Origin of the sequence: Pseudomonas idahonensis (genome assembly GCF_037903935.1) — a bacterium.
In the GTDB taxonomy this organism is placed as follows: Bacteria; Pseudomonadota; Gammaproteobacteria; order Pseudomonadales; family Pseudomonadaceae; genus Aquipseudomonas; species Aquipseudomonas danubii.
Genome location: NZ_CP149586.1, coordinates 2,184,634 through 2,210,654, shown reverse-complemented (window position 1 = coordinate 2,210,654; position 26,021 = coordinate 2,184,634). Strand labels below are relative to the sequence as shown.

Sequence of the window (26,021 nt, the reverse complement as noted above, 5' to 3'; positions counted from 1 at the left end):
TCAAGCGACGAATCGCGGCGTCAAAACCTGATGCGGACGGTTGCGCCACAGGTCAAAACCGTCGAGCAACCAGTTCAGTTCCTGAACCGTCAGCACCATGGCTTCGTTGGTGACGTCGGGCGAAGTTTTGAAGCGTTCGGCTTCCAGACGCTTGAGCCACAGACAGAAACCGTTGCGCTCCCAATACAACACTTTGATGCGGTTACGGGCTTTGTTGAGGAAGACAAAAAGTACCGGATCGAACAAGGCGACTTTGATATCCAGCTCGACCAGCGCGGTCAGACCGTCTATGGATTTTCGAAAGTCTACGGGCTTGGGGTAGAGGTAGACTTTTTCCACTTTGGCATCGGGTCGCATCATGAGGTGCTGGCTCCTGAAAGAGTTGGGGAGCACAGCTTCGAGCATCAGATTTCGACTTGGAATGTGGGCTTTATGGGGCGCTTACGGTCGTTAAAGACCTTCATCCAGAACTTCGCGCCGTCAGTGGTCTCGGTCCAAATGGCCAAAATATCTCTAGTACTGTCGGGTAATACCCCCAACACCATATAGATGGCCTTGTTGCGAACCAGACCTTCGTAACGGTTTTTGACCCGCAAGGCATCGAAGAAAATAACTGGATACATCGGTTCGAGTGGGCGTTGTTGCCAGGCGTTGACTTCTTCCAGAACACCATCGGTCACCGAGTTGATGAAGTCATGAGAAACGTCTGTCCCGTACTGCTCCGAGAGGAATGCACGGAACTCGTCATAGAAGCTGGTGAAACGACGTTCATGCTTGCAGCTCAGGATTGAAACGAAGCTGCCGTCACGGTCCCTACGGTTGTCCAGGCGAAGCGGACCATCATCGGACAACACTGTTTTGCCGCTTTTCCCGTTACGCTGGATGCTCGAATCCTCATAGAGCCACACCATACAAAACACCGTCCTTTGTGACGGTGTTTTCGCTTTATAACGTTAAACACCGGCTACATTGGCTTCTTTGTTAAAACTCTTCATCGTGATCCACAAATTTTAAAGCAAGAACTCTGTTTGCATCAGCGCTCACTCTGTTGACTGTTTGCAGCCCTTTAACCAAGACTAATGAAGTTGGTCGCCCTCTCGTCCTACTATTGATCATAAAATCCCTCCTAAAAAAGCCCCTTCAATTTAATTCTTGCCCATCCATTTTATAACTTCAAGCAAAAGGTCATAACAAAAGTTACTGAAGCTTCCGGATTTATTGAGGCGGAACAGCATGGGCTAAATAACCATCCTGCTGCTTGACCATGGATATTTCCAACCATCAGCATGTTTTGGCAGGCACCCTGTGTTTCGAGCGTGCTCTTAAATCAAAACCCGAAAAATTGGCAGCCTTATAAACCAAAAGAAAGAACTGGACTAGAGCAGTTCCTCGCGTACAAGCCGTGGATGTATACGGACAATACTAAGCTTGCTCGCTGCCAATAGAAGGTTAGGTGGTCGAACTGCGACCGCAAAGAGTCTCCTGGGTAGTTACTAAATAAATTTAGCCCACCACCAAGACGCTCAAGAATTAATCAGGCGAGAATAAAGCTTTATGTAAGCTTCTCCCATGGAGCGGGAAGTAAAAATCTGCAGATAACGCTCTCGGGCAGCCTCGCCATAGCGACTAGCCAAGGCCGGGGAGTCCCAGAGCGTTGCCATCGCCAAACGCATCGCCAGCGCATCTCGGGGGGGAACTACCAGGCCCGAAACCTCATGCTGATTAATAAAACTGGTTCCGGTACCAATCTCACTACAGATCATAGGTTTACCAAACATTGCAGCCTCAAGCAGACTTATCCCAAACGCCTCAGAACGTAAATGAGAAGGAAAAACAACAGCATAGCAAGCTTGGAGCAGATTGACTTTTTGTTGCTCGGAAACCTGACCGATAAAATGCACGTTATGCAACTTTCGTTCAATCGCCATCTGCATCAACTCTTGCTCTAGCGGGCCTGCGCCGACAATAAATAATGGCCAATCACTATTTTCTATAGCCTGCAGTAAAAACTCCAACCCTTTGTAATAACGCAACACACCAATAAACAGGAAGAATCGACCATGTTGCTTTCTGAGCTCAGAGACTTTATCGTCCTCGTACTCGGGGTACATTGATTGATCTAGGCCAATAGGTATTGCAATTGACTTGTCACGGAAATTGGCAAGAACGGGAGAGCTCTCAAGATAATTAGGACTTGTAGCGACAATAGCACCGACACTATTCAGAAACGTATTTTGCAAAGGGCTATAAAAATACTTCAGCACCTTTTGACGCACCACATCTGAATGATAAGTTACAACTGTTGGCTTTTTTACTCGAGTTGCAAAATGAACCAAGTCCATAAATGGCCATGGAAAATGATAATGAACTATATCTGCTGACCTAGTGAGCTGTTTGAAAATCTTGAATGACGAGAGAGAGATACCCGTCGATGCTAGATTGAAATCTTCTTTTGCCTGAACTAACTGATAGTCGGCTTCTTGGGCCGAGGAAGTTCCCTCCTTGGCCAGCGAAAGCACTACGTTTTCGCATCCTTGACGGCTTGTAACATGTGTCAAATGGCGAATGAACATCTCCACGCCACCATGCTGGTCTGCTGCAAAAGTTTTGTAAAAATGTAGAATCTTCAAACAGCACCTATTTTAAAACGGTGGCCTCTTCTAGTTATAAAACAAGAGAAGCCGTCCGCCGTTACTAGAATAAACCTATAAAATCACTTGACCTTTACATTTATCTCTAGTGGCTTGACATCTTTCGAATCAAACCAGGAGATATTTTCCTGAACAAGGCTAACTTGAAGAATGTAATTCCCAGGAGCCGTGGGCGCTGCAACCCCTAGTTGAATAGCCACTTCTGATTCGGGTTTGACTGGAGCTGAAAACGAGGTCCGGTTACCATCTACCAGAAACATTTTTCTATCAGACCCAAGCCAATGATAGGCGGCCAAAACCGGACCTGTTGCAGCCTTAGAATCCCAAGCAGTTGTACTGGTATTCTTAACCGTTAACGGCACAATGAATGTGCTGCCAGGCATCACTTCAAAGCTAGTCTGTGTCGTACTGTACTGCGCTGAGAAAATGTTTTCCGGCTTACTATTATCGCAGGCGCTGAGCATAGCTACACATGATGCGGCCAATAATAATTTGCTAAGTTTCATTTTAACTACCCTGTGTGTATGAGTTTTTTTCAGCATTGCGATACACCTGCACAGTCTCCTGTGCACAGCGTTTCCATGAAAAATCTTCTGCCCGCCCCCCCCCGACTCTCGAAAGGTGCGCCCTCTGATGCGGGTCCTCAAGCAGTTCTAAGATTGCCTGGGTCAGGCTCATGGAGTCATTCAAATCAAACAGTTTGCAGGCCCCATCGGAAAATTCGGCCATTGAAGTGCCTTCACCACAAATAACTGGCACACCGCTGGCCATCGCTTCCAACACGGGTAAGCCAAAGCCTTCATACACCGAGGGATAGACAAAAGTAGCCGCCCCGGCATAAATAAAAGGCAGATCATGAGCGTTGAGAAACTGAAGAAATCTCACATCACCTTTGGCCTGCAATACCTGTATCCGATTCAATAACTCCACGTTTCGCCAACCAGGTGCGCCTGCAATTACCAGAGGCCATGCTTGACGTACCTTTGCAGGCAAACATTGCCACGCATCCAACAACACCGAAAGACCTTTCCGAGGCTCAATAGTGCCAACGAACGCAAGGTAACGCCCATGGGCAAGGCCATACTTGGCCAACACCGATGCAGTGGCGCTTGCCGAACGCGGCATAAATCGAGCATCGGCCCCTAGGTAAATTGACCGAACTCGATCAGGTTTGACACCAAACTGCTCGATCAGCTCTGTGCGTACCACGTCTGAATCTGTAATCACAGCGTCTGCCCGATCAAGAGTTTGGGGCAGTTGCTGATTCAACCATGCGACTCGTTCCGGCGGATGGAACTCTGGATATCGGATAAATGACAGATCATGTACCGTCGTCACACTTGGCCCGTCACAGGGCTTGAGAATGAAGTTCGGCTCATGATAGATCACGTTCTGACGGCACTTGAGTCCATGCTTGAATCGAGCACTCGACCAAGCTGACTTGAGGCGATAAGCCAGTGGCAAGGCTCTCAAGGTACTACGCAACTGAGACATCAACAGTCGTGGAGGAGCGCCAGCGTCGGCTGGAAGTTGTGGCAGATCAAAACTGCTCAGCACTCGCTCTGCGGATAGAAACTGGTCGCCATCGAAACAGTCAGTCGCCTCGATATCTGACAGAGCCTGAAACTCTCGCAAAAGATTCAACGTGTAGTTGCCGATACCGGTCAATGGCGGGCGCAGAGACTCGGTCCCCATCAGTACCTTCACCGTTCGGTTACGACGCGCAGACGCCACTCTGCCAACAATAACGCCAACGTTTCTTTCAGTGAAATTTTCGGCTGCCAGCTCAAGACATCGTGAATACGATCACAGTTACCAGCGGCAACCGGAATATCCGAAGGCCTTAAGCGCTGGGGGTCCAACTCCACACTGATAGATGCGCTGCTCTGGCTGATTAACTCGTCCAAAACTTCGCGAATTTTGCATGCATGACCGGAAGCAACATTAAAAATACGTGGATACGTTTGAACTTCGCTGAATTCTAGCAACTGCAAGTAGGCCGCACACACGTCATGTACATCAAGAAAATCGCGACAGGCCTCAAGATTTCCCACTTGCATGATCGGAGCTTGTTTTCCGCACTCGATCAAGGCAATTTGCCTGGCAAAAGAGGCTGTGACGAAATCAGGGGATTGGCCAACTCCGATATGATTAAACGGACGCACAATTACGCCACGAATACCCTGTTTGAAATACTGTTCAAATGCGAGCTCGGCAGCCAGTTTACTCGCGGCATAAGGATTCATCGGAAGGCATGGACTGTTTTCATCCAGAGCAATACCGGCTTTGAATGCCTCACCATAAACCTCCGAAGAGCTAGCAAATACTACAAAAGCGTCCGAAGCTTGCTGCTTGATCGCCTCCAGCAGATTCAAGCTCCCCAGAACGTTGGTATTCCAAGTCAGCAAGGGATCGCGAAAACTGGTCGGCACATGAGAAATGGCTGCCAAATGAATAATATGGGTCGGTTTGGTCCGCTCTAGAGCCGCGACGCAGGCCATGGCATCACGAATGTCCAACTTGATTTGTTCGAAATCTGCACGAGGAGACGGGTGAGGCGCTGTACTAGCACAACTCACGCGATAACCTGCGGCTAACAACGTTTCAAGCAGCACTTTACCGACAAAGCCATTAGCTCCGGTCAACAGAACATGTTTCACGGCTATTCACCTTTGGCCAGAACAATATTAGTAGGACGAACGGGCTCAGAAAAATGGCCCATTCGCTCGGAACGCAAAAAGCGGCCCTATTGGCCTCAGAACGAAAAACCTTGCTCATTACGACGCAGGTCGGCCTGAACCATCATTCGGCAGAGATCTTCCAGGCTGGTTTTCGGCTCCCAGCCTAGCTTTGCCTTGGCTTTCGCTGGGTCGCCAATCAACAGCTCGACTTCGGCTGGACGATAGAACTTCGGATTGACCTGTACCACCGTCTTACCGCTGGCAGCATCAATGCCGTGCTCTTGGTCACCCTCGCCCTTCCAGTCCAGGTTGATATCAACGGCCTTGAACGCCAATGATACGAAGTCACGTACGGTTTCGGTCCGGTTGGTGGCCAGGACGAAGGTTTCCGGCTCGTCGACCTGCAGCATGCGCCACATGCCCTCAACGTATTCCTTGGCAAAGCCCCAATCGCGCTTGGCGTCCATATTGCCCAGCTCCAGAACATCCAGCTTGCCCTGAGTGATTTTAGCCACGGAGTCGGTAATTTTGCGGGTCACGAACTCACGACCACGCAGTGGCGATTCATGGTTAAACAAGATACCGCTAGCACCGAAGATCCCGTAGGACTCACGATAGTTGATAGTCATCCAGTGTGCGTAAAGCTTGGCAACACCATAGGGGCTGCGCGGATAGAACGGCGTGCTTTCGACCTGCGGGATTGCCTGTACTTTGCCGAACATTTCCGAGGTGGATGCCTGGTAGTAACGAACCTTAGGATTGACGATGCGGATGGCTTCCAACAGATTGACAGCGCCAAGACCTGTAATCTCGGCAGTAGTCACCGGCTGGTCGAAAGACACGCCTACAAAGCTCTGCGCAGCAAGGTTATAGACTTCGGTCGCTTCAGTGGTCTGCAGCAAACGGATACTGGAAGAAAGGTCGGTCAGATCATATTCAACCAAGTGCAGATTAGGGTGCTGGGTGACACCGAGCTCATCCATGCGCCAGAAATTGACCGAGCTGGTGCGGCGATAGGTGCCATAGACCACGTAGCCTTTTTCCAGCAGAATCTGAGCAAGATAGGCACCGTCTTGGCCGGTGATGCCGGTAATAATTGCTTTTTTCACGTGTAACTCCCTAAACAAACCGCGCTTACTCTATAAAGATTCTATCCAGAGATACTTTCTGAATCTTTTCATGCATAAAGTGATAAGTCGTACTCAACGACTCATCTTGTTCAAATGCTTTATGGTTTTCAAAGCCATTAGTCGCATTTATAGCCTCCCTCAATACATATGCCCTAACCCATGGATCAAAAAATGCATAAGTGGCGCGATACAGCATTTTCGAAGGTATCGCCGATGAGTTGAATCGAACCTCAACCTTCGGCAGATAACATGGAAAAATAACATCACCGTCATCAATACCTTGGCCCATGTAAAAACAACTGGCCGAGGTACGCCCCTTGATGAGCTGTGACCACAGTACACAATCTGCTCCGCGGACATCTGGCAGATAGCCAGGATGCACATGGATGAATTTCAAAGGTGCAAGCTGCAGGTAACGAGCCGGTACGATACCTCCTCCCGTGAATAAAAGGGTAGTTTCCGGCAATGCAGCCAGGTGATTGTATAGCCGGTCATCCGCCAGACTATTCACCATGAGGGGTTCGACATTTGGGCAATACGTGCGCAAATCTGTCAACGACAGCGCATTGTCCAATACCTCGGAACTAAAACCCAGTGTGTTCGCCACAGACAGACGGACAGCTTCACACAGGGCGGGCTCTTTTCTTATTAACGTAGAAGGCCAAAAATGAATGCTGTTTTTCTGCCTCCCCTGAGCATATCCCTGACGCAAAAAAGCGGGCAGATAGCGCCCTACGGGCTTTTTGCTGACCAGATCTACCGCTGATATCAGATGAATGATCTTTTGCGGCCGATACCCCATGCTTTTCAAGGTGGCCAGATATGCGCGGGCAATTGGCCCCTCCCAAAACAGCACAGTAAGAGGCAGTGTTCTTTGCTCTCGCGAGGGCGTACGAGCGCCCCCCTGGGTAACACTTTCAGGCGTCGCGCTGGCGGAATACTGATCAAGGAACCGTTGCGCACGAATCTCGATAGGCTCACGTAAATCGGCAGATACTCCCAACTGTAGAGCCATGGAGTCCATCAATTTGAACATGGCATTCAAGCGTTTGAAGGCCAGATGCTCCCTCCCTGCCACGTCACACAATTGTAAGAAGTCGGCAAATAATACGGTAAGGGCAACTTCATTCCAGTGAGGATCCAGAAGGCGATCAGTGACTCTCTTGCCATCAGTCCCATACGCACAAAACAGCCGGCCAGCGATTTCTATACGCATGCATAGAAAGCTGAGCAGCCGGGCTTGCTCGCTGGGCGGCACCATTTTTCCAGCCAATCGGTACAGTTCAAAGACAGTATCGATATGCACACTCACATCTTTCGTTGGAGTATGCTCTGACATGGCTTTCAACAACAGGGTATCTATCATCCGCCCCTCAATCATTTACGTGCTACCAAACGCTGATGAATGAACTGCAAAATATTAGCCATGGTCCAATACATTACCATTCCCGAAGGAAAGGAATAAAACAACAAGAAAAACACCAACGCCATTAACCATAGGAAAAAGCGCTGGCGAAATGCCTCTGTTGCATTGGTACTGGAAGCCGAGGAAAACTTGATACTCAACAACGTACTTAGTGCCATCAGTACCGGCAGTAGGTTGAAGTACTTACCGAAAAACGGAATATCAATATCAAAGGAAAACAACTGGTCAGGCTGCGCAAGAGTCTTCATCCATAAAAACGGTTCGTTACGTAACTCAAATACCTGCCCAAGCAGATGGTACAGCGCTACAAAAATCGGAATTTGTATCAATACGATCAACAGAGGTTTCAATCCCGCCAATGGACTGACCTTATGCGCCTCATAGAGTTCCAGAATCCGCTCGCTCTGCTCTCCGCCTTTGTAATTGCGACGTATTTCCTGCAGCTCTGGCTGCAGACGCTCTTGAATAGCAGCGAATTTCTTCTGGGCCGCCATGGCATTCTTAGCGATTGGGTACATCACCAATCGAACTAGAACAGCTAGCAGGATAATAGAAAGCCCCCAACTGCCAGCGGCTTGGTGAATAAAACCCAGCACGAACATGATGCCTAGGATCAGTGCCCGCATCCATTCCCAGAGTCCCGCGAATAGAACGCCAGAAAGCGCAGGCTCTTGAGCCGACAACACCGTGTATGACTTACCACCTCCATACACGTCCCAGCGAAAGACCTGTGGCCCTTCGCTACGATCATCGGCCAATGGAATCTCGACCTGAAGAGCGGTTTCAAACGCAGGGTGCTGCGGATACCAAAGCCCAACTTTCGGTGCTTGGACTTGCCACGCAAGGTGATTCTCGACATTTCCCTGAGGAATCAGGAGCAACGCAAAATAACGACTTTGCAGGCCAACCCATTCCGTTGCACCCAGCTCTGCAGGCGCAGTGAACTCGTAGAGATCATCATGGCCCAGACGCTTGGTCTCGACGCCTTCAGCGTTACGATAAACCAGCTCGGTAAACGAATAGATCGCTTGCCCCATGCCCAATCCCTGAGTGGGCTCCTCACCCAACCCTGGCCCCAGTTGCAGCCATACGCCATCTCCCGCCTGCTTGCTCGCCCCTTTCAGTTGAATGCTGAGCTCGAATCCGATGCGCGAGGGCTTGTCAGTCAGGCTCCATACCTTACGGATCGTGAAGGGCAAATCACCGTCTTCTAGCCCAAGAGCGACGGTTCCTGATTTGCTTTGGAGCACTCTCCAACCGCCGGCAAGAGCCTCCCACTCTTCAAGAGTCTTACCCTTGAGTACACCTTTCAGTGCAAACAACTTTCCGCCTGGAGCTGCAAGATCCTGTGCTTGGCCCTGAGCGTTCAGGACATCGGGCAAGCGCCAGTGCTTGACTGTTCCCTCCTTCAAATCGAACGCTAACTCCACGCTGGAGTTTGCGATGGTGAGAGGTGATGGCGAGGCGGCATCCGCATATGCAAACGGAGCAATAAGTATCAGCAACCAGAGGCACAAAAGACTCTGAATACTCTTTTTCTGAATAGACATTGGGCAACTTTATAATCAGCCCCGCCAACTCAGATTGGACGAAGGCATTAAGCGTTTCACTGCCTGAAAATGGAGTGACCTAAACCCCATGGCGACACAGGGTTCAAACCATCCAACAGACGACGTTTCACTTCTCGGTTGTTTTACTGACGTTAGAATCTTTTTTCACCGAGTCCTTACGTAAACCCAACATCCGCAAAAAACGGTGCCAGTACAGCTTGAGCACGACAACAACCGCCGCCAATGCGCCAAGAATGCCTTGCAAAACAGCGCTGCCAGTGCCTGGATCCAGATAAGCAAATGCATTAATTGGCAAAACGACCAGACAAATAAGCGCTACAAGGGAGAAACGACTTTTTTTCATGCAAAATACTCCTTATCAATCCAGCAAAGAAAACAGATGAGCCGCAGCAACGCTGCCACTTTTACCCGAGTTGAAAATCCAACGATCACGCGCAGTGCAAATATCAACTTGCCATTGGCGCGCGTTTTTTATCAATTCAGCGGCCTTACCCCCCAAGCCTGCCAACTCTTGCGGGGAAATAATTACCCCAATCTGCTCACGAATACGAGCTTCCAGGGGCTCTCGATCAAGTGACTCATACGCAGGATTCAGGATTTTACGCGCAACATCAACAAAAAGGGTGGGTCTTTCAAGCCCAAGCGAAAACTCCAAGGCAGCTCCCGACCAGTCGCTGACCATGATATCGGACTCGAGCAAGGATTTTCGAGCATCGCCATCCTCGTCCAAGCAGAACAGCGGTTCATCACGATAATGCTCGACGATGCGATCCAGTACATCCGGGCGCAATTTACGAGTTCGCGGATGAGGTCGCAGAATCACACGCAAACCTGCCTCGATAAGAGGGCTGATGGCATCCAGCCCGTGCAACTCCAACAGGCCGTTCTCACCCCAGGTTGGGGCGACCAGCACTTGCCCGGGCAAGTCTGGTGTTCGCAACAGCGGTCCTGAATGCCCTTCATGCAGAATGGCATCCAACCGGCCGTAGCCATGCTCAATCAGGATCTTGGGCGGAAGTCCTGCCAACTGTTCGCGAGCCCGTGTTTCATCGACATGGTGCGGCCCTACGCACAGGATCGAGTCGAAATGGTCAAACGCCGCTTGGCGATACACCATATGGGTACTGACTATGGAATGATGAAGGTAGGCATAATGCACAGGATGGGGAGAACGTTTGATATGGAAACTCTGCAGGTCCGGCATCGTCATGAGTAGGACTTGCACATCCAGCGTCGAAAAAAACAGCGTGCGCATGCTGCCATCCCCCACATAAAAGGTCTGTAAACCCTCTCGTGGAGCCAACAGTAGAGGGTCGTCCTCAGCCGAAGTCACATAGACTACAGGCAGCGCATACTCATCCAGCAACGCTTTGAATACAGCCTCAAAATATGTCCAGTAGCCGCACCCCTCTGAATAGAACACCAGGCGCCGCTGTTCTTTGGGCAGTTGCTTGAATGCTTGCAGGCCCTTCCATTCTCGGTAGATCTTGCGTAGTGAATTGAACATGCTCAAACCGACAATTGAATAAACGATGCCAACTGACCGGCCTTGTGCATCTGATGGTACTGATCAAGGTCTTCGACCGTATCCACTTCCAGCCAACCATTGCGGGTAAATGCCGCCTTCGCTTGCCAACCTGAGTTGATCAGGTATTGAAGGAAACTGGTCATGTACATATTGTCAAAGTCCTTGCCATCATAACTGACTTGACGGTCCAGAGCGTGCCAAGCAGATCGGAATGCGGCCACCTGGTCACCGCGTACTTTTATCAATCCCATGTACTGGCCCTGGATCTCGCTGTAATCGTTGGGCTTCTTGCCCAACTCAAGAATACAGTCATGCTCGTCCAGCTTCAGCGTTTCGGCATCGGCCAGGGGATTTTCCATCCGGACTTCCCAGAAGCGACGCCATTCAAGATCGACGGCAACAGACAAGGGTGCCTGGCTATGCAGTACAGCATCCAGAACTCGAGGCTCATAGACGATATCACCATAGGCGATAAGCAGATCCTCGCCTTCTTGCATCAGGGCCTCGGCGCAGAACAATGTGGCAACCATATTGGTCTCGGCATAACGAGGATTGAGTACCACTTCAGTGCCGTCAGCTTGCAGGCCTGTAGAACAGTAGCCTCCCACCAAGACTATGTCGCTCACACCAGCCCCACGCAACACTTCGAGCTGGCGATGTAACATAGGCTTACCGAGCAACTCAACCATGCACTTGGGGCGGTCATTGGTATAAGGCCGCAAACGAGTACCCTGGCCTGCTGCAAGAATTATTGCTCGCATTAGATATTTCCTGATTCAAAAAGCTGGCGAACGAGTTGAGTATCGAGCGGACTGAACGGTGCCTCGCGTTCGGGATGCCACATCAGCCCTATCCAGGGCAGATGATTATGAGTGAATGCCTCGACGGTGCCATCCTCCGCACAGACTTGTGCTAGCAACTCAGGCGCAAGATCGACCGTCCTCATTCCCCACCCATGAAAGCTGTTGACCACACGGTAAGCACTGAATCGGGGATCATCCCTCAACGCCGTGACTGCATGTCGAGCACCAATGTGCCCGGCCACAGGTGTCAAACTACCGCCCAGAAAGTGATTCAGCATTTGCATGCCTCGACAGACCCCCAGCACTGGCAGCCGTGTACGAACAGCCCATGCAAGCAATGCCGCCTCCGTTGCGTCACGCTCCGGCGCCGACCGGGATGCACTCGGCAGGCAGTCCAAGTCATTGCCCCCCGTCAGGACAAGACCCGCCACCTGCTGGCGCGCCACCCATCCTTGAGGGTCATGTAAACCATTGGGCACAGCCACTGCATCAGCCGCAAACTGCTCCAGTAAGACCGCCCATTGCTGATCAAGACAATCACGGCGCTCGTTATAGTCCTGAACCCATTCAACTCGCTGAGTAACGGCAATACGCATCAGCGCATGATCCTGATCAGGCGGTTGGCCGCATTAAGCTCAAGTACATGGGCTACCGAAAGGCTCTGATAATGGGTTTCACCCACTCCTATCGCTGCCGGCAACCCAAATTCAGCCGCACGAATAGCCATGTGTGAATTAGCCCCGCCGTACATAGTGATCAAACCGACAATCTGCCGGCCAAAAAGCCAGTCATACCCCGGGTCCGCCTGGGGTATAAGGGCGATTTTTCCTGCCAGGTCAATATCGTCATTGACCTTGCTCAGCTCGACACAGGCAGCAGTAATCTGGCCGCTACCAATGAAGTTGGCTTGATTGGATGGATAGAGAAAAACCGAAAAGTCCTCTTCTCGACACAAGAGAGGCGGGAGTTCGGCCGCCGACATCAAGTCATTCATCGCCTTGCCCTCGGTAGCTCGCTGCAACAGCCACACCCCTGGTATAGCGGTGGCAACTGAACCGGTACGCAACGCCAAGATATCCTCCAGGCTCACGTGAGCCAAAGCCTCCCGGGACAACCCTAGAGGCTGCGCCCATCGAGCAAGCTCATCCAACGCCAGGGACAGATTGCGAGTGAAAGCGAACTTGGCATATTCACGCCCCTCAACGGCATTACGCAAAAACGCCTCGAGGCTCTCACCGTCGCACCGTAAGCCTTTAGCTTGAAGGGCCTCGACAAAACGCTGTCGTGCCTCTCGCCATAAACCACCCGCCTCGTGCCCTTCCGTTGCCGCGGTGACATCTAGATGCCCAGCACTGGCCACGATAGGTCTCAGGTAATGTTCCGGATCAGCGGAATAGGCAAGGGAGGCAATATCATAGGTGCCGGGCCGCAAATGCCCGTACATCTCGACAAAGTTCTCCCAACTCAGATCCCCGCAAGCACAGGCCCTGGCATCATGGGTCAATTGATGACTGACCGTACGGATCGTGCCGAGAAAGTCCTCGACTTCCGCCTCGCTCAGGACTCCGATACTGACCGCCGAGCGCAGCAAGGTAATCGCAACGAACGCGCTACGTGCCAGATGCGCAAAAGGCAATGTGCCGTATTTTCGGCAATCGTGCAGCAGCGCCCAGGCTTTCTCCAACGGTGGTAGTGATGATTGGCGCAAGCGTTCAAAGCGCTGCTCGAGCCTTTCAAGCTGCGCCAGGTCATCAGGATTGCGCAACATCGCCTTGGCACTGATTTCACGTAGTGCGCTACGCAGTTCACCCAACTCCTGGACACTGAAACCACCTTCCTCGACCAGACGCGTTTCCCAGCGCTGGAAGTCAAGCGCAAAGCATGTCGGCACGACATCAAACTCAACTTTGTCATGCAAGTGTGGATGACGCGTAAGCCAATCCAGGTAGAAGTTCACCAAGCGAGCCGCCAATTCGTCATCCAGCGCCGCAGGAACGAATGAATTGAAACTGGCCCGCACATCGACATAAGGATGCCCGGCAAAGGCAACAAGCAATGGCTGAGGCCGCACATCACGATAACCGTACTCGGCGCGCTGAGTCGCCCAGGTCTGATCCATGATCAAAAAACGATACAGGCTGAAAGCCAGCAAACTCGGTTTGGTGCCGATAATCTCCGCGGGATTCCAATCCGGCATGATGCCAAATATGCCTCTCTGCCCCACAACAAAGGGCGATGGAGTTTGCAACACTTCAAAACGCTGACGAGCTTCGTTGAGCAGCGCCATCAGCTCATTGTCATTCCCGCTCCATCCGGAATGGTCAACGGCGATGGGGCGAACTTGCAGGATATGTACCCCTCCCTTCGCAGTGATCGCGAACTCAATATCCAATGAGTCATAACCCAGCAGACCTTCAATTTCTCGCAGTGCTGGCAGCAACGCATTGAGATGCTCTGGGATGTTGGGATTGTGTTCATCAGCATCACGCCGTATCACCAAAGTCTTATGTTCACGGCTACTGCCGCTGGTGATCGACTCGGTGCTGCCACTGACGTCGTCATAATTTGCTACGTAGTAAGGCGCACCACTGCTCAGACTCCGAGTGAATACAACACCACTGACCAGAACCTGATCCAGCATCGGCTGAACCAAAACCTGATCTTCGGGATTGAAATCCGGATAAGACGCAACAACCTGCTCGACCGCCGAATGCAACGCGACAAGGTCCCCACCATCGACATTCAAGAGACTCGTATAAGCCCCGGCGTTGGAGTTGATGAAGCCATCTTCAGAAAGCGCGCTGCTGCGAATAACTAGCTTCTGATCCGGGAAATGACGCTGGATCGTCAGCAACAAAGCCTCAGCGTCCTCCCGCCACTCGGCGACAGTGAAGCTGACCTGGTCTTCGATACGACTCGACGTCACCATGCCGTAAAGACGTTGCAGGGTCTGAGCCTTGGTGCCCAGCACGAAGTGCGCCAGATCCCGGGGCTCGTTCAACTCTGCCCAGTCACCGTGGACATCCACTGCCTGCACATCGAACCCCTGCATCCTTAAAACTTCGACCAAGTCCGACAAGTTTCCCTGACGCAGACGTGCACGCAGGTCATCCTTCGCCGCGCTTAGCGCAGCTGCAACCCTGGGCCCAAAGCGAACGCAGCCAACAAACTCTGCAGATGCGATGTCAGGCGCAATATCAGCACCGAGGCGAGTCACCATCTCTTCGTGCAAGCAGACTTTTTCACAACGAGCCAAATCGTCCAGAGTGCGTCCGGAAAATCGTTTGCGCCAATGGCTGTCAACGGCAACTACTACATCCGTGTCGACCGCAGAAAGTGCAGTCACCAAACTCTTTCGTATCAGAATGTCGGAATAGGATACCAGGCAGTGGCTAAAGGAAGGTAACTCAACTTGCAATAGCGAAAAGGCGGCGCGAGTCCGCTGCCACTCACTGTTTATCCAATAAGTGAACTCCGGGTAGCGCTCTTGAATAGTCTCAACTTGATAACCACCGACGAAATGTACAACCGGCTGAATGGAACCTGCGGCTTGCAGCAACCAGTCCAGCACTCGTGATGCTCCCAAAGCGCTACGCAGGGCGACATGCTCCTCACCTCGATGAGGCCGCCCTGCGCCAAGGATAATGAAGGCTGGCTGCATCAGTGAGTTGCCCCCTGCTCGGTAATCACAAATGACTGCACAGATACGCCCAGTTTTCGACAATCCTTGGAGTCCATGACGTCGCAGGGGGCAACCGCCTCATTAAAATGAAGCTCGACGTTGAGCAGCCCCTTACCAACAACGGCGGCCGGAACTCCAATTTCATACCAGCCTAAACCCGAAACTTTCCACGAACCAATTTTCTTGCCATTAACTACAACATCAACATCCTGAGACGAAACTCCCGGCGCAAGAAAAGCACTGCCGTAGAATTTAAGAGTCAAATCCTTACCGACGACACCATCAATATCAAAGGCAGAATAACTCGCATCACCATCGGTCCAGCGATGGTCAGGCTCTTGATAGCTCCACCCATGCTTAAAATAGCCAGCAGCATTTCCATTTTCAACAAAAGAAAGATACTCACCCAACTTATATTTATTTACCCTAGGCAGAGCATGATAATTACCCTCTGTATAGAGCATGTAATCATTGTTCCAAGAGGACACATCACGAATATCGCCCTTCACTGTATACTTATACATAGGAGGCATAAACTCTTTGCTTCCATCAAAGTATTCCTTAGTCCAATGATAGTAGAAAAAAGTACGTGCATCTTGAGGGCGCCCACCCACCCCGAACAAGGCACTGCCACATCCAAAAGCAGCATTATTCTCGGAAAAAATACAAGCAGCATTACGTAGCTGCATAGGAGCTTCAGATACTTTTAATGCGTCAACCGAATGAGCTGGCTTATACAGAAACAGAGGCCGCGAAGAGGCCAACACGTTATCTGATATTTCATCAAAATTAGAAGTCTTACTACCATACATATCATTAGGCACTATGTAGTGACTACCATGATCACCCACAACCAAGATCTCAGAACTATCATATACGCCCAAGCTTTTAAGCTTCTCCAGCTTTCGACGTAGCAGTGTCAATACACCACGTGACTGTTGAATGTATGAAGCTCGCTCTTCCGGCATTCCCGCCTTATAGTTAAAGTGCTCATCGAGCTGTAACGGCCAGTGCGCCCCTGCGTAGTGATAAAACTTGAATTCCCCTGTGTTTTTTGACCCTACTATAGCTTGTTTCTCGAAAGCCTCTAAAAAACTCAAATCTTGGCCATGAATTCCCGGTAACGTGTTTTCATCAAAATTTAATTTTGAAAAAAACCAATTACCCTCACCATAAAACTCAGGCTTCCATCTGGTGGGCAATGTTCTGAAAACACCACCATCTAGAACCAACAAGTCATTTTGCAACAATGCTTTCCACCCAGCACGCCCCAGAGTGCTTATATGAAAAACAGAATTACGCACTCCCTCGAGAGTGGAAGGAAGTATAGTGACAAGGCTTACACCGTACTTTTGACCGACAAAGTAGTCAGCTATATTTTTCTTTTCATTCTCCTTTCGCGTCCACTCTTTAATCGGAAGCTCATTCTTATATTGTTCCCCCGTCATAATCAAAGGAACTGATGCTACTGTGGTTGGAAACCCGCCAGCTGTGTCTGGATAAAAAGTAAAACCCTTTAAAAAACTAATCTCTTCTGGCCATTTCCTAGAAATCTCCAAAAAAATATCAGATTGAAAGGTATCCAATATAATTAGAATTTTATTGTTGCTTGCATGCAAGACAAATGGACTGCTTCCGTCGCCCTCATTCTCAACCCCATTAGATTGATAACCTGATATCACTCCAGAACTGACCAAGGTCAAAAATCCAAGAAACGTAGTTCCTTGCGCTATCAAATGCAAGTTCTTAAGAGATCTGAACGCCAAACTCACTGCAGCTATTATAATTACAGCCCATACCAACAGTTCCCAGTGAGCATGCTTATCCCATTTTGCCCATTCTACTCCCCGTCCATCCAGAGCCCCAAAATCCCAGGAGAAAATCTGACTCTGAACCCAGGCAGCAATCGCGATGCCTACAAATAGCCCACTGAGCAATTTAAAAAAAATCGGAATGCGACGCACCATCAACAGTAAAATAGCGCTCACAAAAAAGATGCCGAGCGTTATAATACAAAGAAATAGCAGCACTGAGGACAATGTCGAAACATACTCAGAGGCATTACCAAAATAAAATGCCAGAGGAGCAACCATAAATGTAATAAACGGAAAAACCCAAGCCACTATAGCAATTTTTTTATTATATTCGCTCACACAACACCCCAAGCAGAAGTAAAAAACACTGCAATTACCTCACAACCCCAAAAGATTATACTTTAAACACAGGCTAACTGCCTGCACTCCTCTAGAAACCTGTTACCAACTTCATGCCAACCATACTTCAAAGCTGTTTCTCGCCCAGAGCTAGCAAGCCTTGACTGCAAATCTTCATCCTCTAGGAGCTGCACAATTGCGCATTCGAGCTCAGAAGGTGCAACCATCAAGGAGTTTTCACCATCAACGGCCATGTCGTGAAATGCAGCACAGTTCTTATTAACAATAATCGGCTTTCCAGCAAGCCAAGCCTCTAGCAAAACAATACCAAAACTTTCACTCGTGCTCATGTTTATCAACGCAACACACGACATCAATGCACCACGCACGACATTACGTGGCTGGCGACCCAGGTAACTGGCACAGTTTGCAGTGACCGCCAGGCCATCATCATCCGGCCCTATCAACACGACCCTAAGAGGCAGTTTTTGGTTAATTGCCGAAACAGCATCAATGACACCACGATACCCCTTGGCGGAAGCCTTTCGACCAAGTACGAGAACAAATGGCTCATCGCATTTATAGGCATCACGGAATGCCGCGACATCTCCAGCCTGAAACGCCTCGTTGATATCTATGCCAGCTGCCAGGTAACGGGCTGTAGCACCCCGAGAGTTGTAAAAATCACAAGCTGCATGTGGCGCTGCCAATACCAGGGTCGCATTCAATGCACTGTCTAATACATCAGGAAAATGATAGAAATCATCGTCCAAATGTGCATGTGGAATCATGATAACCGGAACGTTTTTCCTGTTTGCATATTCCACGGCCATTACTGCTGGTCTAAAGATATTATTATGCGTTACGACCAGATCATATTTTTCAATTGCTCCCTCAAGAAAGGCCTCAAGTTCGGAAGAAAATGGGCCTCTCATATCACTCAATCTGAGTGACATCGAGCGTCTTACTTCGTCGGCAGCCGTTGCCAAGGAATTAAAGCCAAGCTTGGGGTTCAATCCAGAAATGCTAGATAAAATCGTGCTTGCAAAATCAAGCTCTTCTCCATTCACAATGACCTTTGTAAGAATGAAAGCAAGTGGCCTGACATCCGAACTGTTATTTTTTATTCTCGAAGATAAAATCTCCACCTGCCCCGCAGCAGCTGAAAAGCTAATTTCAAAACTACCGGAAACATTACTATTGAATAGCAAGCAGCCTTCATTATCTTGAATCAAGAGCGCCAAAGGATCTACGGCGTAGGCATTTATAATGACGTCTGATCGAGAGTTAAGGTGTAAAGCACAAGCAGTATAAGCCCATCGAAACACGCTTCCGCAACCATCGGTCTCGGCATTACCCCACCCCCAGGCCAAGGCATCCTGATCAACCAAAGCACTTAGCTGCTGATAAACTCTACGCTCAAACTCTGGCTGGATAGACCACGCTTTACACAGCTCATTTCTGACTTCGTCTGAGGGTCTATCAAGGATAGGAAATCTCGCAAACCGAGTATTCTTCATCTCGACAAATACGCCCAGGGACTCATCAAAACTATAAGCTTCAGAAAAGCGCGAGTTATTCGTAATACTACTAACTTCTGGAGCTATGACATCGATGTCAAACTCATCAGAGGCATCCAAACTCCTCAGAAGGTTCTCGATCATGAACTCGGCCCCCCCAAGACAAGGAGACACATAGCGGTACGTCACAAAAAGAACACGTTTCTTCGGCAATTCCAGTGCTTTCAAGTGTGATACAAAATCTCCTGCCAAAGCGTGCATCGACAGATATCGATCAAAAATGAGCCTACGTTTATTTTTAATCTCAACCGGCTCGTTACAAAGCTTATCGACTGCCTCACGCGTTGCACTGGCAAATAGACTTAAGGGCGCTGACTTAATATGTGGCTCAACAACCGAAGGATAACCACGCTGCCCAAACTCGGTGGTCACTACAAACAGACCATTACCCAAGTAATCTGCGAGTTTGACGTTAGACCCACTTCCTTCCATCATGGGATTGATTGCAACTGCGCAGCTCTGCATAACTGCTGCTTTTTCAGCCTCTTCCAGCACCCCCCAAAGGACTATATTTTTCTTACTTTCGAGAGTTACAGCACTGCATACTGAACCAATGATATGAAATTCAATATCAAGACAACCTGGAGCCAGAACATCAATAATAAAGCGCGCCGCGTCCACGTTGGGCATATGTGCCGACCCCAAAAACACTACAGATCTATGCTGTATTAGTTTTTGGGTTTTCACCAATAATTCTGGCTCAGGTATAACAGCTTTATCTGCGCCATTCCTGATTACCAGCACCGGGCCTGCAGTTGAAGCACCTTGTACTAGCGAGTCAGCATCATCCTTAGAAACCGCCACAATCGACATAGCCCGCCTTACTGCCCCTTTTTCCAAAAGGGCCACACTCGTAGATAGGCGATCAAATTCTGGGTGGTATTGAAGCAGACGAGTCTTTAGTATTGTTTCATTATTTTGCGAAGAATAAACAAACCTATCGCCATAAGCCATAGGCAGAGCGGTCAAGTAAGGATGCTCTACAACTACCGCACGGGAAGACGCTGCTAGAATCTTATAAACATCTACCAGAGCACGATTCGAAAGAGCAAACTCCCCAGCTACAATGTCATCACTACCAACATGAAACAGCGAATTAAGCCTGTTTAGCTCGCTCCAGTGCTCTGTAGTTTTAGGAACAGAGATAACGGTTATCCGCGCGCCCTCGTTGCGAACTTTAAAATCTTCACCACTTGAAAAACAAAGAAAAATAACAGGTGACCATTCACTAACGGCCGCACATATCCCTCTGGTTCTAGTCGCCCCCCCCCCCACACTAGAAAAAGAGTCATAGTCATTCAAAAACAGAACGTACTTATCCAAAGCCTGTTTTTCTTCAAGTACACTCTCTATGTGTCTCGTGAAACGAAGAACTATAGCATCCCAGGTATATTCTTTTTTAGCGACGCGATAACCTTGCTCGCCGACTTCCCGCAGTGAGCTGAGGTTTTTTAGTTGTGCTTGCAGATTATCTGAAAAAAATTCAAGATCCGAACTTATGTAACTCTCAGCGTGAATTAGATTAATGCCACGCACCCCAACTGGCGTTGACAATAGCGGTAAGCCAATAGAAAGATAGTCAAAAACCTTGATATTGGATCCGCTCCCTCCAGCCATAGGATTAAGAGCAATCGTTGCCTGTGATAGTAATTTGCTTTTTTGCACATTATCAACAAAACCATGTCTGATCAGATTTGCAGGATAGCGGCTCTCAGGCAAACACCCACCCACGACATGGAACATTACATTTGGACAATTCGGCGCCAACTTTTCAACGATAAATTTTGCCGCATCAACATTTGGTGGATGACCACTCCCAATAAATATCGCAGAGTTTTTTTGTACTCCATCAGTATTTCGTAAAGGCTGAGCAATTGTTCCATTCGGAGTGAACAGTGACTTGTTCACGACTCCTGCAACCAATCGCTCGAATTCCTTGAGGTCTGCCTCACCGCAATACAGAACACAATCCGCAAAGGTCAGCAAACGCACTTCTTCCGACTCAATTAAGTCATGGATCGGAAGTGATTTTTTTCCAGGATGTAGCAGCCTATAAAGCACAGACTCACAATTATAAGAGTTATACACTCTTACCTTATCATCCACGCCAAGGAAAGTGTCATAACTTGCAGTAAAAGGTGAATCATGAATAATAATATCTGCTTCAGCATACTCCTCCAAATACGCAGAGTGGAGGGGTGTAACGTATTTCCCGCATGCGGCGAGACAGGGACCAGAAAGATCTCCGCCACTTCCAATAGACTCCCAACCCGCCCACTCACGGACAAAATTAGAGTCTTTCGGAATTCGACGCTCAACAAAATTCGCGCCGTGCTCTATTATCTCTTCAGCAACCCCCATATGACTGGAAGTCAGAAGCGTGACATGATGATAACGACTAAGTGAACGGTAAAAATTAAACAACCTAACTTCCCCACCATTAGATGGTGGAACAAATGCAGGAAAAAAGCTGAACGCTAGAATCTTTCTCATAATTTATTCACTTAAAAAACCAGGACTCAAGAGGCCCCTTCATATCCGTATGCGCTTTATCTTTAGGAAGATGAAAGTGCTGAGACTGCATTTGCGTCACAACACGCTCGCTTTCTGTAGTTACTACAGTATGCACGTGCTGCACCAAACTTTGTACATCATCACTACCACTAGAGGAATGAGAAAGATCTGATTCCAGCAGAATACTCAAATCTGAAAAATCCGGCGAACTTGGCGCAACATTAGATGCTACAGAGAAGAACGCAGAATCTTGGGGAAGAATACCTTGGTGCACTGAAAACCTTTTCAAGTGCGCATGCAGTCGCGGATATTGCTTGATCCGCACGTTCAACCGCCTACGTAGCTCGGGGCGAGCTAAGATGATATTGATAACTGGCTTCAATACTGACCTGAGTACGGTCTTGGTTAAAGTGAAAGGCGTTTTTAGTATGACACCAGCGCCCAGCCTCAATCCTCGTAAAGGTAAAGTAAGACGCCAAGACGTACTGTTGAGGATAGAACTCACCCTCGCCTCATGGTTCTTGGCATGTATTTGCCAATGGTGAGCCGCACCCAAGGTGTCACTCAAGCGAGCCTTAAGCACATCAACTTGAGCAGTCAAGTCCTGGGAGTGGCTAATAGCCGCATCGCGCTCGACTTCAAGAAGAACCTGAGAATTCTGATTCTCAACAATAATTGATTGAAGCTCTTCCAGCTTTTTATAGACCCGATGCAAACCAGAGGGCATTGCTTGAGCATTCAACTGACAGCTTTTACCTTCAAGCAATGCCAACAAGAGCATTTCGCCATCGCGCAAGGTCGTCAAGCATAGGTCCCGCTCAGCTAGCTGCTCTTGCAGTAGCTTAATATCTTCATCCGCCTCATAGCTCATGGACTCCAGGCTTTTGATTCGCTCCTCAGCTTTACTAAGATCATCACTGCTGGTGAGCAGGTCTCCCTCAAGTAAGTCCTTGCGCTCCTCAGCCTCCTCTAGGAGTTGCATGAGTCGAGCGAGCTCCGCATTTTGAGCCGGTTGTTCCAAAGCTACTTTTTGATACTCAGCCTCTAGCTCTATCAACTCAGTTTCAAGACGAGAAACATGAGATGTCTGCTCGGCCAACGAGCCCTTCAGATTATTAACTTGTGTCTCGAGTAATATGACTCGATCCGATGCAGTATTGAGCTGCGCCTGGAAAACCTCGCTAATTGCCTGAACTGCGCTCAATCGAGCTCCGGCCTCACTCGCGTAGTCAGCGACATCCTTGATCCGCTGATTGACTTGATCAGAACAGATTTCAAGTCGGGTCAAACGGGATTCGCTATTGTCAGTGCGCTCACACAAAGCGTGAACCGTTGACTCCAGAAGATTATTTTTCTGCTGAATCTCCTCAACTTTGTGAACAACCACACCTAGGCTCTCATTTAACTCATTTGCACAGTTTTCATGCTGGCTATTGCGCCATTGTGCTTCTGCATCGTATCGATGAGCCAAAACTTCAAGCGACAGGCCATATTCTTTTTGGAACACTGCATCAAAATGTTCCAGTATGTCTGGGAGTGCTTGTTTCTGGGCCACAATTGCATAATCAGGGCTCGCTCCACCCAAGACACTCATCAAAGTCATTGAGGGGGCTGTGACGACTTCTGAAGACTCTTGTAAACGCAGCAGTTTAGATCGAAAAAAGCCACTGTATTCGGTAAGAAAACTCAACAAAAGATGCGGAATTGGACGCTCATGAGTAGGATCGAGATAGAAGCTCTGAGTTCCAACAACAATATTCTCAGCATTCGGAGTTTCCAAAATCAAAAGCCCTGCTGGCTTGAGGACGCGCAATGCTTGCGCCACTAGCTCTTTTAAATCATTAAAAGGAATATGCTCGGCAATGTGAAAGCCAGAGATAATAACCTGGCTCTCATCTGGCAAGTTCTTAAGAAATTCTAGAGCATCACCTTGAATAGCGGGCAAATTTAAAGCCTTACACCCTTCAAGCATTCCCTCGTCTAGATCAACGCCCATAGGAGAAAATCCATTTTGCAAAAGAGCCTGTAACCACTCCCCGCGCCCACACCCAAGATCCAGCGCGAAACGCTCATCATAAATCTGCTGCAGAGGCGCGATAAAAGGTAAATAAACATCTAGTCGTCCGAGAATCAGATCGCGTGAGCCACGATGGCGATCTTCAAAGGCACGATAAAACGGCATAGTCATCTTATGCACTCCACATTAGGTGGTATCCAAGCTAGCCCTACGAACTCCGACTTTGAGATATTTACTACATTAAAGACCAGCGCCAAATCAAGCCACTCAAAGTTTTTTGAAAGATGGGTTTCTGTGCTGTGCAAAGCTACAGCTATGGAATAGGACCCAACCCCAAGATTGGCCGGAAAAGAAAAGCTGTACTGAATTAGCTCGCCAGCCTGAAGTTTCTCTAGCTTGCATCCGAGATAGTGAGTATTTGTACCAAAAACCGGCTGCCCTAGCCGATCCTTGATTACATAACCAACCACCAACTCTGGCACTTCAGAGTTGACATGAATCTTGACTTTTAATGAAACATCTTCTGCCACTGGCACGTACTCAACCGGCTCTCCCGCAACATTATGCAGGCTGACTGACTGAATACTGACCTCTCCAGTTCCTGAGCGAGTCTGAACAGAACCATCGTCCAGCTCACACACCTTAACCGTATTATTTTCTTTCTCTGCAATCAATGCATTATAGAAATCCATTACTTCTTCAGGGTTCCCGTCCTTTATTACCGTCCCCCTCTCCAAAAGCAAGGCGCGGCTACATAAAGCCTGAATAGACGCCTTGTCATGGGACACGATCAACAGCGTTGTACCCCGCCGCTGAAACTCCCTAATTCGTTCAAAACTTTTATGTTGAAAGTAAGTGTCTCCGACGGACAAAGCTTCATCAACAATAAGAATTTCAGGACGAATCGCGGTTGCAACTGAAAATGCAACCCGCATTTGCATACCGCTGGAATAGGTTCTTACCGGCTCATCAAAATAGTGACCGACTTCTGCAAACTCTTCAACATCTTTAATAACCTGATGTGTTTGTTCGACGGTGAAGCCCATTAAACCAGCGGCATGATAAACATTCTGTCGGCCCGTCAAATCGGGACTGAAGCCCATTCCCAATTCCAGAATAGCGGCAATCCGTCCATTGACCCGGACACTCCCCTCAGTGGGCTGTAGTGTTCCTGTAATCATTTTGAGAAGAGTTGATTTACCTGCGCCATTCTGCCCCACAATGCCGATGGCTTCGCCTGGCTGAATTGAGAAACTGACGTGTTTGATTACCCAATGCTCTTCGCTAGGCCTTGTCGGCAATCCAAACCAGCGCCCAATCCGTTGAAACTCTGACGCATAAACTCTGTAAGCCTTACCCAAGTTATTTACGGTCAAAAGGCTCATAGAACGTCCACCATCTCAGGCGCTGCCCGTCTAAACATGAATATGCCTAATAGCATTAATACTGCAGCCACAACTAACGCGCCAATGAGACTCTGAAGGTCTGGCATCTGAGCATATACCAGAGCATTATGATAAGCCGAGACAATTGGATACATGGGATTGAAAGCCATCACCCCCTTGAAATCATCAGGAATGATATTTACCGGATAGATAATAGGAGTAAACCAGAACCATGCCTGGAGGACAATCGGCACTACTTGGCCGACATCACGAACAAAAACATTTAAAACCCCTAGAATCAACCCCATGCCAACCGCCAGCGCGGCCACAATAAAAGTTAGCGGCACGACCCAAAGCATTTGAATACTGGGTAACTGCCCAAGGAGCGCAAAAACAAAAAGTAATGCACCAAAGAGCAAGGCATAATTAAGCAGGCACGACCCTACGACAATCACAGGCAAGGTAATTCGGGGAAATCTCATTTTTTTCATCAGGTTTCCCTGATCAATAAATAGAGTTAGACAACGCCCCATAATTTCGGAAAACAAGCTCCAAGCTAAAATCCCTGCCATCAAATACAGAGCGTAGGCATACTTGTTATCAATTCCAGGTAATTTCGCTGCCAGCACATTGGACAGCACCAGCGCATAGATCGCGACTTGTGCCAATGGGTTAATAATCATCCATAGCCCACCCAATCGACTACGCGCAAAGCGGGCAACGAATTCATTACGAATGGACGACCAGACGAAGCCCCGGTAATCCCAAAGGCTTCTAAACAACCCCAACATCGCTGACTCCTGAAAAAAGTCAGGCAAATGCCTGACTTATTGTGATACCTACTTTCAAACTCTCGGTCGCTCACATGTAGACCAAGAAATCAAAAAGCGGGCCATTTAC

The 26,021-nt window shown here is 48.9% G+C and carries 18 protein-coding genes and 1 pseudogene; all 19 read right to left on the bottom strand.

Annotated elements, in window-relative coordinates:
- The 19 genes and pseudogenes from tnpB to WIN67_RS09985 all read right to left on the bottom strand — a co-directional run bounded on the left by tnpB (window position 1) and on the right by WIN67_RS09985 (window position 25,912).
- Window positions 1-360, bottom strand: coding sequence for an IS66 family insertion sequence element accessory protein TnpB (gene tnpB / locus WIN67_RS10075; protein ID WP_339071136.1), 360 nt, complete (start codon window positions 358-360; stop codon window positions 1-3).
- An 80-nt stretch (window positions 361-440) separates the two neighbouring features.
- Window positions 441-896: pseudogene (locus WIN67_RS10070) on the bottom strand (transposase); the annotation flags it as partial.
- A 627-nt stretch (window positions 897-1,523) separates the two neighbouring features.
- On the bottom strand, window positions 1,524-2,630 hold the full coding sequence (locus WIN67_RS10065) for a glycosyltransferase (protein WP_339071135.1): 1,107 nt from the start codon (window positions 2,628-2,630) through the stop codon (window positions 1,524-1,526).
- Between the two features lie 83 nt (window positions 2,631-2,713).
- Window positions 2,714-3,157, bottom strand: coding sequence for a hypothetical protein (locus WIN67_RS10060; RefSeq protein ID WP_339071134.1), 444 nt, complete (start codon window positions 3,155-3,157; stop codon window positions 2,714-2,716).
- Window position 3,158: 1 nt separating this feature from the next.
- A complete protein-coding gene (locus tag WIN67_RS10055) occupies window positions 3,159-4,346 on the bottom strand; it encodes a glycosyltransferase family 1 protein (RefSeq protein ID WP_339071133.1) in 1,188 nt (395 codons plus the stop codon).
- 8 nt (window positions 4,347-4,354) lie between these two features.
- A complete protein-coding gene (locus WIN67_RS10050; protein WP_339071132.1) occupies window positions 4,355-5,311 on the bottom strand; it encodes a GDP-mannose 4,6-dehydratase in 957 nt (318 codons plus the stop codon).
- Between the two features lie 95 nt (window positions 5,312-5,406).
- Window positions 5,407-6,441 (bottom strand): GDP-mannose 4,6-dehydratase, encoded by a 1,035-nt coding sequence (gmd, locus tag WIN67_RS10045; protein ID WP_339071131.1) that lies wholly within the window; start codon window positions 6,439-6,441, stop codon window positions 5,407-5,409.
- 25 nt (window positions 6,442-6,466) lie between these two features.
- Window positions 6,467-7,828 carry a hypothetical protein gene (locus WIN67_RS10040; RefSeq protein ID WP_339071129.1) on the bottom strand — a complete coding sequence of 454 codons (1,362 nt, stop codon included), beginning with the start codon at window positions 7,826-7,828 and terminating at the stop codon, window positions 6,467-6,469.
- Between the two features lie 11 nt (window positions 7,829-7,839).
- Window positions 7,840-9,438: a membrane protein insertase YidC gene (gene yidC / locus WIN67_RS10035; protein ID WP_339071128.1), complete on the bottom strand. Its 1,599-nt coding sequence runs from the start codon at window positions 9,436-9,438 to the stop codon at window positions 7,840-7,842.
- 127 nt (window positions 9,439-9,565) lie between these two features.
- Window positions 9,566-9,802: a hypothetical protein gene (locus WIN67_RS10030; protein ID WP_339071127.1), complete on the bottom strand. Its 237-nt coding sequence runs from the start codon at window positions 9,800-9,802 to the stop codon at window positions 9,566-9,568.
- Between the two features lie 15 nt (window positions 9,803-9,817).
- On the bottom strand, window positions 9,818-10,966 hold the full coding sequence (locus tag WIN67_RS10025) for a CDP-glycerol glycerophosphotransferase family protein (protein WP_339071126.1): 1,149 nt from the start codon (window positions 10,964-10,966) through the stop codon (window positions 9,818-9,820).
- 2 nt (window positions 10,967-10,968) lie between these two features.
- On the bottom strand, window positions 10,969-11,748 hold the full coding sequence (locus WIN67_RS10020; protein WP_339071125.1) for a phosphocholine cytidylyltransferase family protein: 780 nt from the start codon (window positions 11,746-11,748) through the stop codon (window positions 10,969-10,971).
- Entirely contained in the window at window positions 11,748-12,386 is a 639-nt protein-coding gene (locus WIN67_RS10015) for a gamma-glutamyl-gamma-aminobutyrate hydrolase family protein (protein WP_339071124.1), read from the bottom strand. The genes WIN67_RS10020 and WIN67_RS10015 overlap by 1 nt, the downstream gene beginning before the upstream one ends.
- Window positions 12,386-15,361 (bottom strand): PEP-utilizing enzyme, encoded by a 2,976-nt coding sequence (locus tag WIN67_RS10010; RefSeq protein ID WP_339071123.1) that lies wholly within the window; start codon window positions 15,359-15,361, stop codon window positions 12,386-12,388. Before WIN67_RS10010 ends, WIN67_RS10015 begins: the two co-directional genes overlap by 1 nt.
- An 89-nt stretch (window positions 15,362-15,450) precedes the next feature.
- Window positions 15,451-17,625 carry a sulfatase-like hydrolase/transferase gene (locus WIN67_RS10005; RefSeq protein ID WP_339071122.1) on the bottom strand — a complete coding sequence of 725 codons (2,175 nt, stop codon included), beginning with the start codon at window positions 17,623-17,625 and terminating at the stop codon, window positions 15,451-15,453.
- Between the two features lie 62 nt (window positions 17,626-17,687).
- Window positions 17,688-21,698, bottom strand: coding sequence for a glycosyltransferase (locus WIN67_RS10000; protein WP_339071121.1), 4,011 nt, complete (start codon window positions 21,696-21,698; stop codon window positions 17,688-17,690).
- A gap of 7 nt (window positions 21,699-21,705) precedes the next feature.
- Window positions 21,706-23,907, bottom strand: a complete 2,202-nt coding sequence (locus tag WIN67_RS31085) for a methyltransferase domain-containing protein (protein ID WP_422394673.1) — start codon at window positions 23,905-23,907, stop codon at window positions 21,706-21,708.
- A complete protein-coding gene (locus WIN67_RS09990; RefSeq protein WP_339071120.1) occupies window positions 23,904-25,121 on the bottom strand; it encodes an ABC transporter ATP-binding protein in 1,218 nt (405 codons plus the stop codon). Before WIN67_RS09990 ends, WIN67_RS31085 begins: the two co-directional genes overlap by 4 nt.
- Window positions 25,118-25,912, bottom strand: a complete 795-nt coding sequence (locus WIN67_RS09985) for an ABC transporter permease (RefSeq protein WP_339071119.1) — start codon at window positions 25,910-25,912, stop codon at window positions 25,118-25,120. Before WIN67_RS09985 ends, WIN67_RS09990 begins: the two co-directional genes overlap by 4 nt.
- Window positions 25,913-26,021: the final 109 nt, after the last annotated feature.

What these genes read in the sequence shown, in the direction of transcription:
- tnpB (WP_339071136.1), bottom strand. Translation starts at nt 360, where the DNA reads ATGATGCGACCCGATGCCAAAGTGGAAAAAGTCTACCTCTACCCCAAG.
- WIN67_RS10060 (WP_339071134.1), bottom strand. Translation starts at nt 3,157, where the DNA reads ATGAAACTTAGCAAATTATTATTGGCCGCATCATGTGTAGCTATGCTC.
- WIN67_RS10055 (WP_339071133.1), bottom strand. Translation starts at nt 4,346, where the DNA reads ATGGGGACCGAGTCTCTGCGCCCGCCATTGACCGGTATCGGCAACTAC.
- WIN67_RS10040 (WP_339071129.1), bottom strand. Translation starts at nt 7,828, where the DNA reads ATGATAGATACCCTGTTGTTGAAAGCCATGTCAGAGCATACTCCAACG.
- yidC (WP_339071128.1), bottom strand. Translation starts at nt 9,438, where the DNA reads ATGTCTATTCAGAAAAAGAGTATTCAGAGTCTTTTGTGCCTCTGGTTG.
- WIN67_RS10030 (WP_339071127.1), bottom strand. Translation starts at nt 9,802, where the DNA reads ATGAAAAAAAGTCGTTTCTCCCTTGTAGCGCTTATTTGTCTGGTCGTT.
- WIN67_RS10025 (WP_339071126.1), bottom strand. Translation starts at nt 10,966, where the DNA reads ATGTTCAATTCACTACGCAAGATCTACCGAGAATGGAAGGGCCTGCAA.
- WIN67_RS10020 (WP_339071125.1), bottom strand. Translation starts at nt 11,748, where the DNA reads ATGCGAGCAATAATTCTTGCAGCAGGCCAGGGTACTCGTTTGCGGCCT.
- WIN67_RS10015 (WP_339071124.1), bottom strand. Translation starts at nt 12,386, where the DNA reads ATGCGTATTGCCGTTACTCAGCGAGTTGAATGGGTTCAGGACTATAAC.
- WIN67_RS10000 (WP_339071121.1), bottom strand. Translation starts at nt 21,698, where the DNA reads ATGAGAAAGATTCTAGCGTTCAGCTTTTTTCCTGCATTTGTTCCACCA.
- WIN67_RS31085 (WP_422394673.1), bottom strand. Translation starts at nt 23,907, where the DNA reads ATGACTATGCCGTTTTATCGTGCCTTTGAAGATCGCCATCGTGGCTCA.
- WIN67_RS09990 (WP_339071120.1), bottom strand. Translation starts at nt 25,121, where the DNA reads ATGAGCCTTTTGACCGTAAATAACTTGGGTAAGGCTTACAGAGTTTAT.
- WIN67_RS09985 (WP_339071119.1), bottom strand. Translation starts at nt 25,912, where the DNA reads ATGTTGGGGTTGTTTAGAAGCCTTTGGGATTACCGGGGCTTCGTCTGG.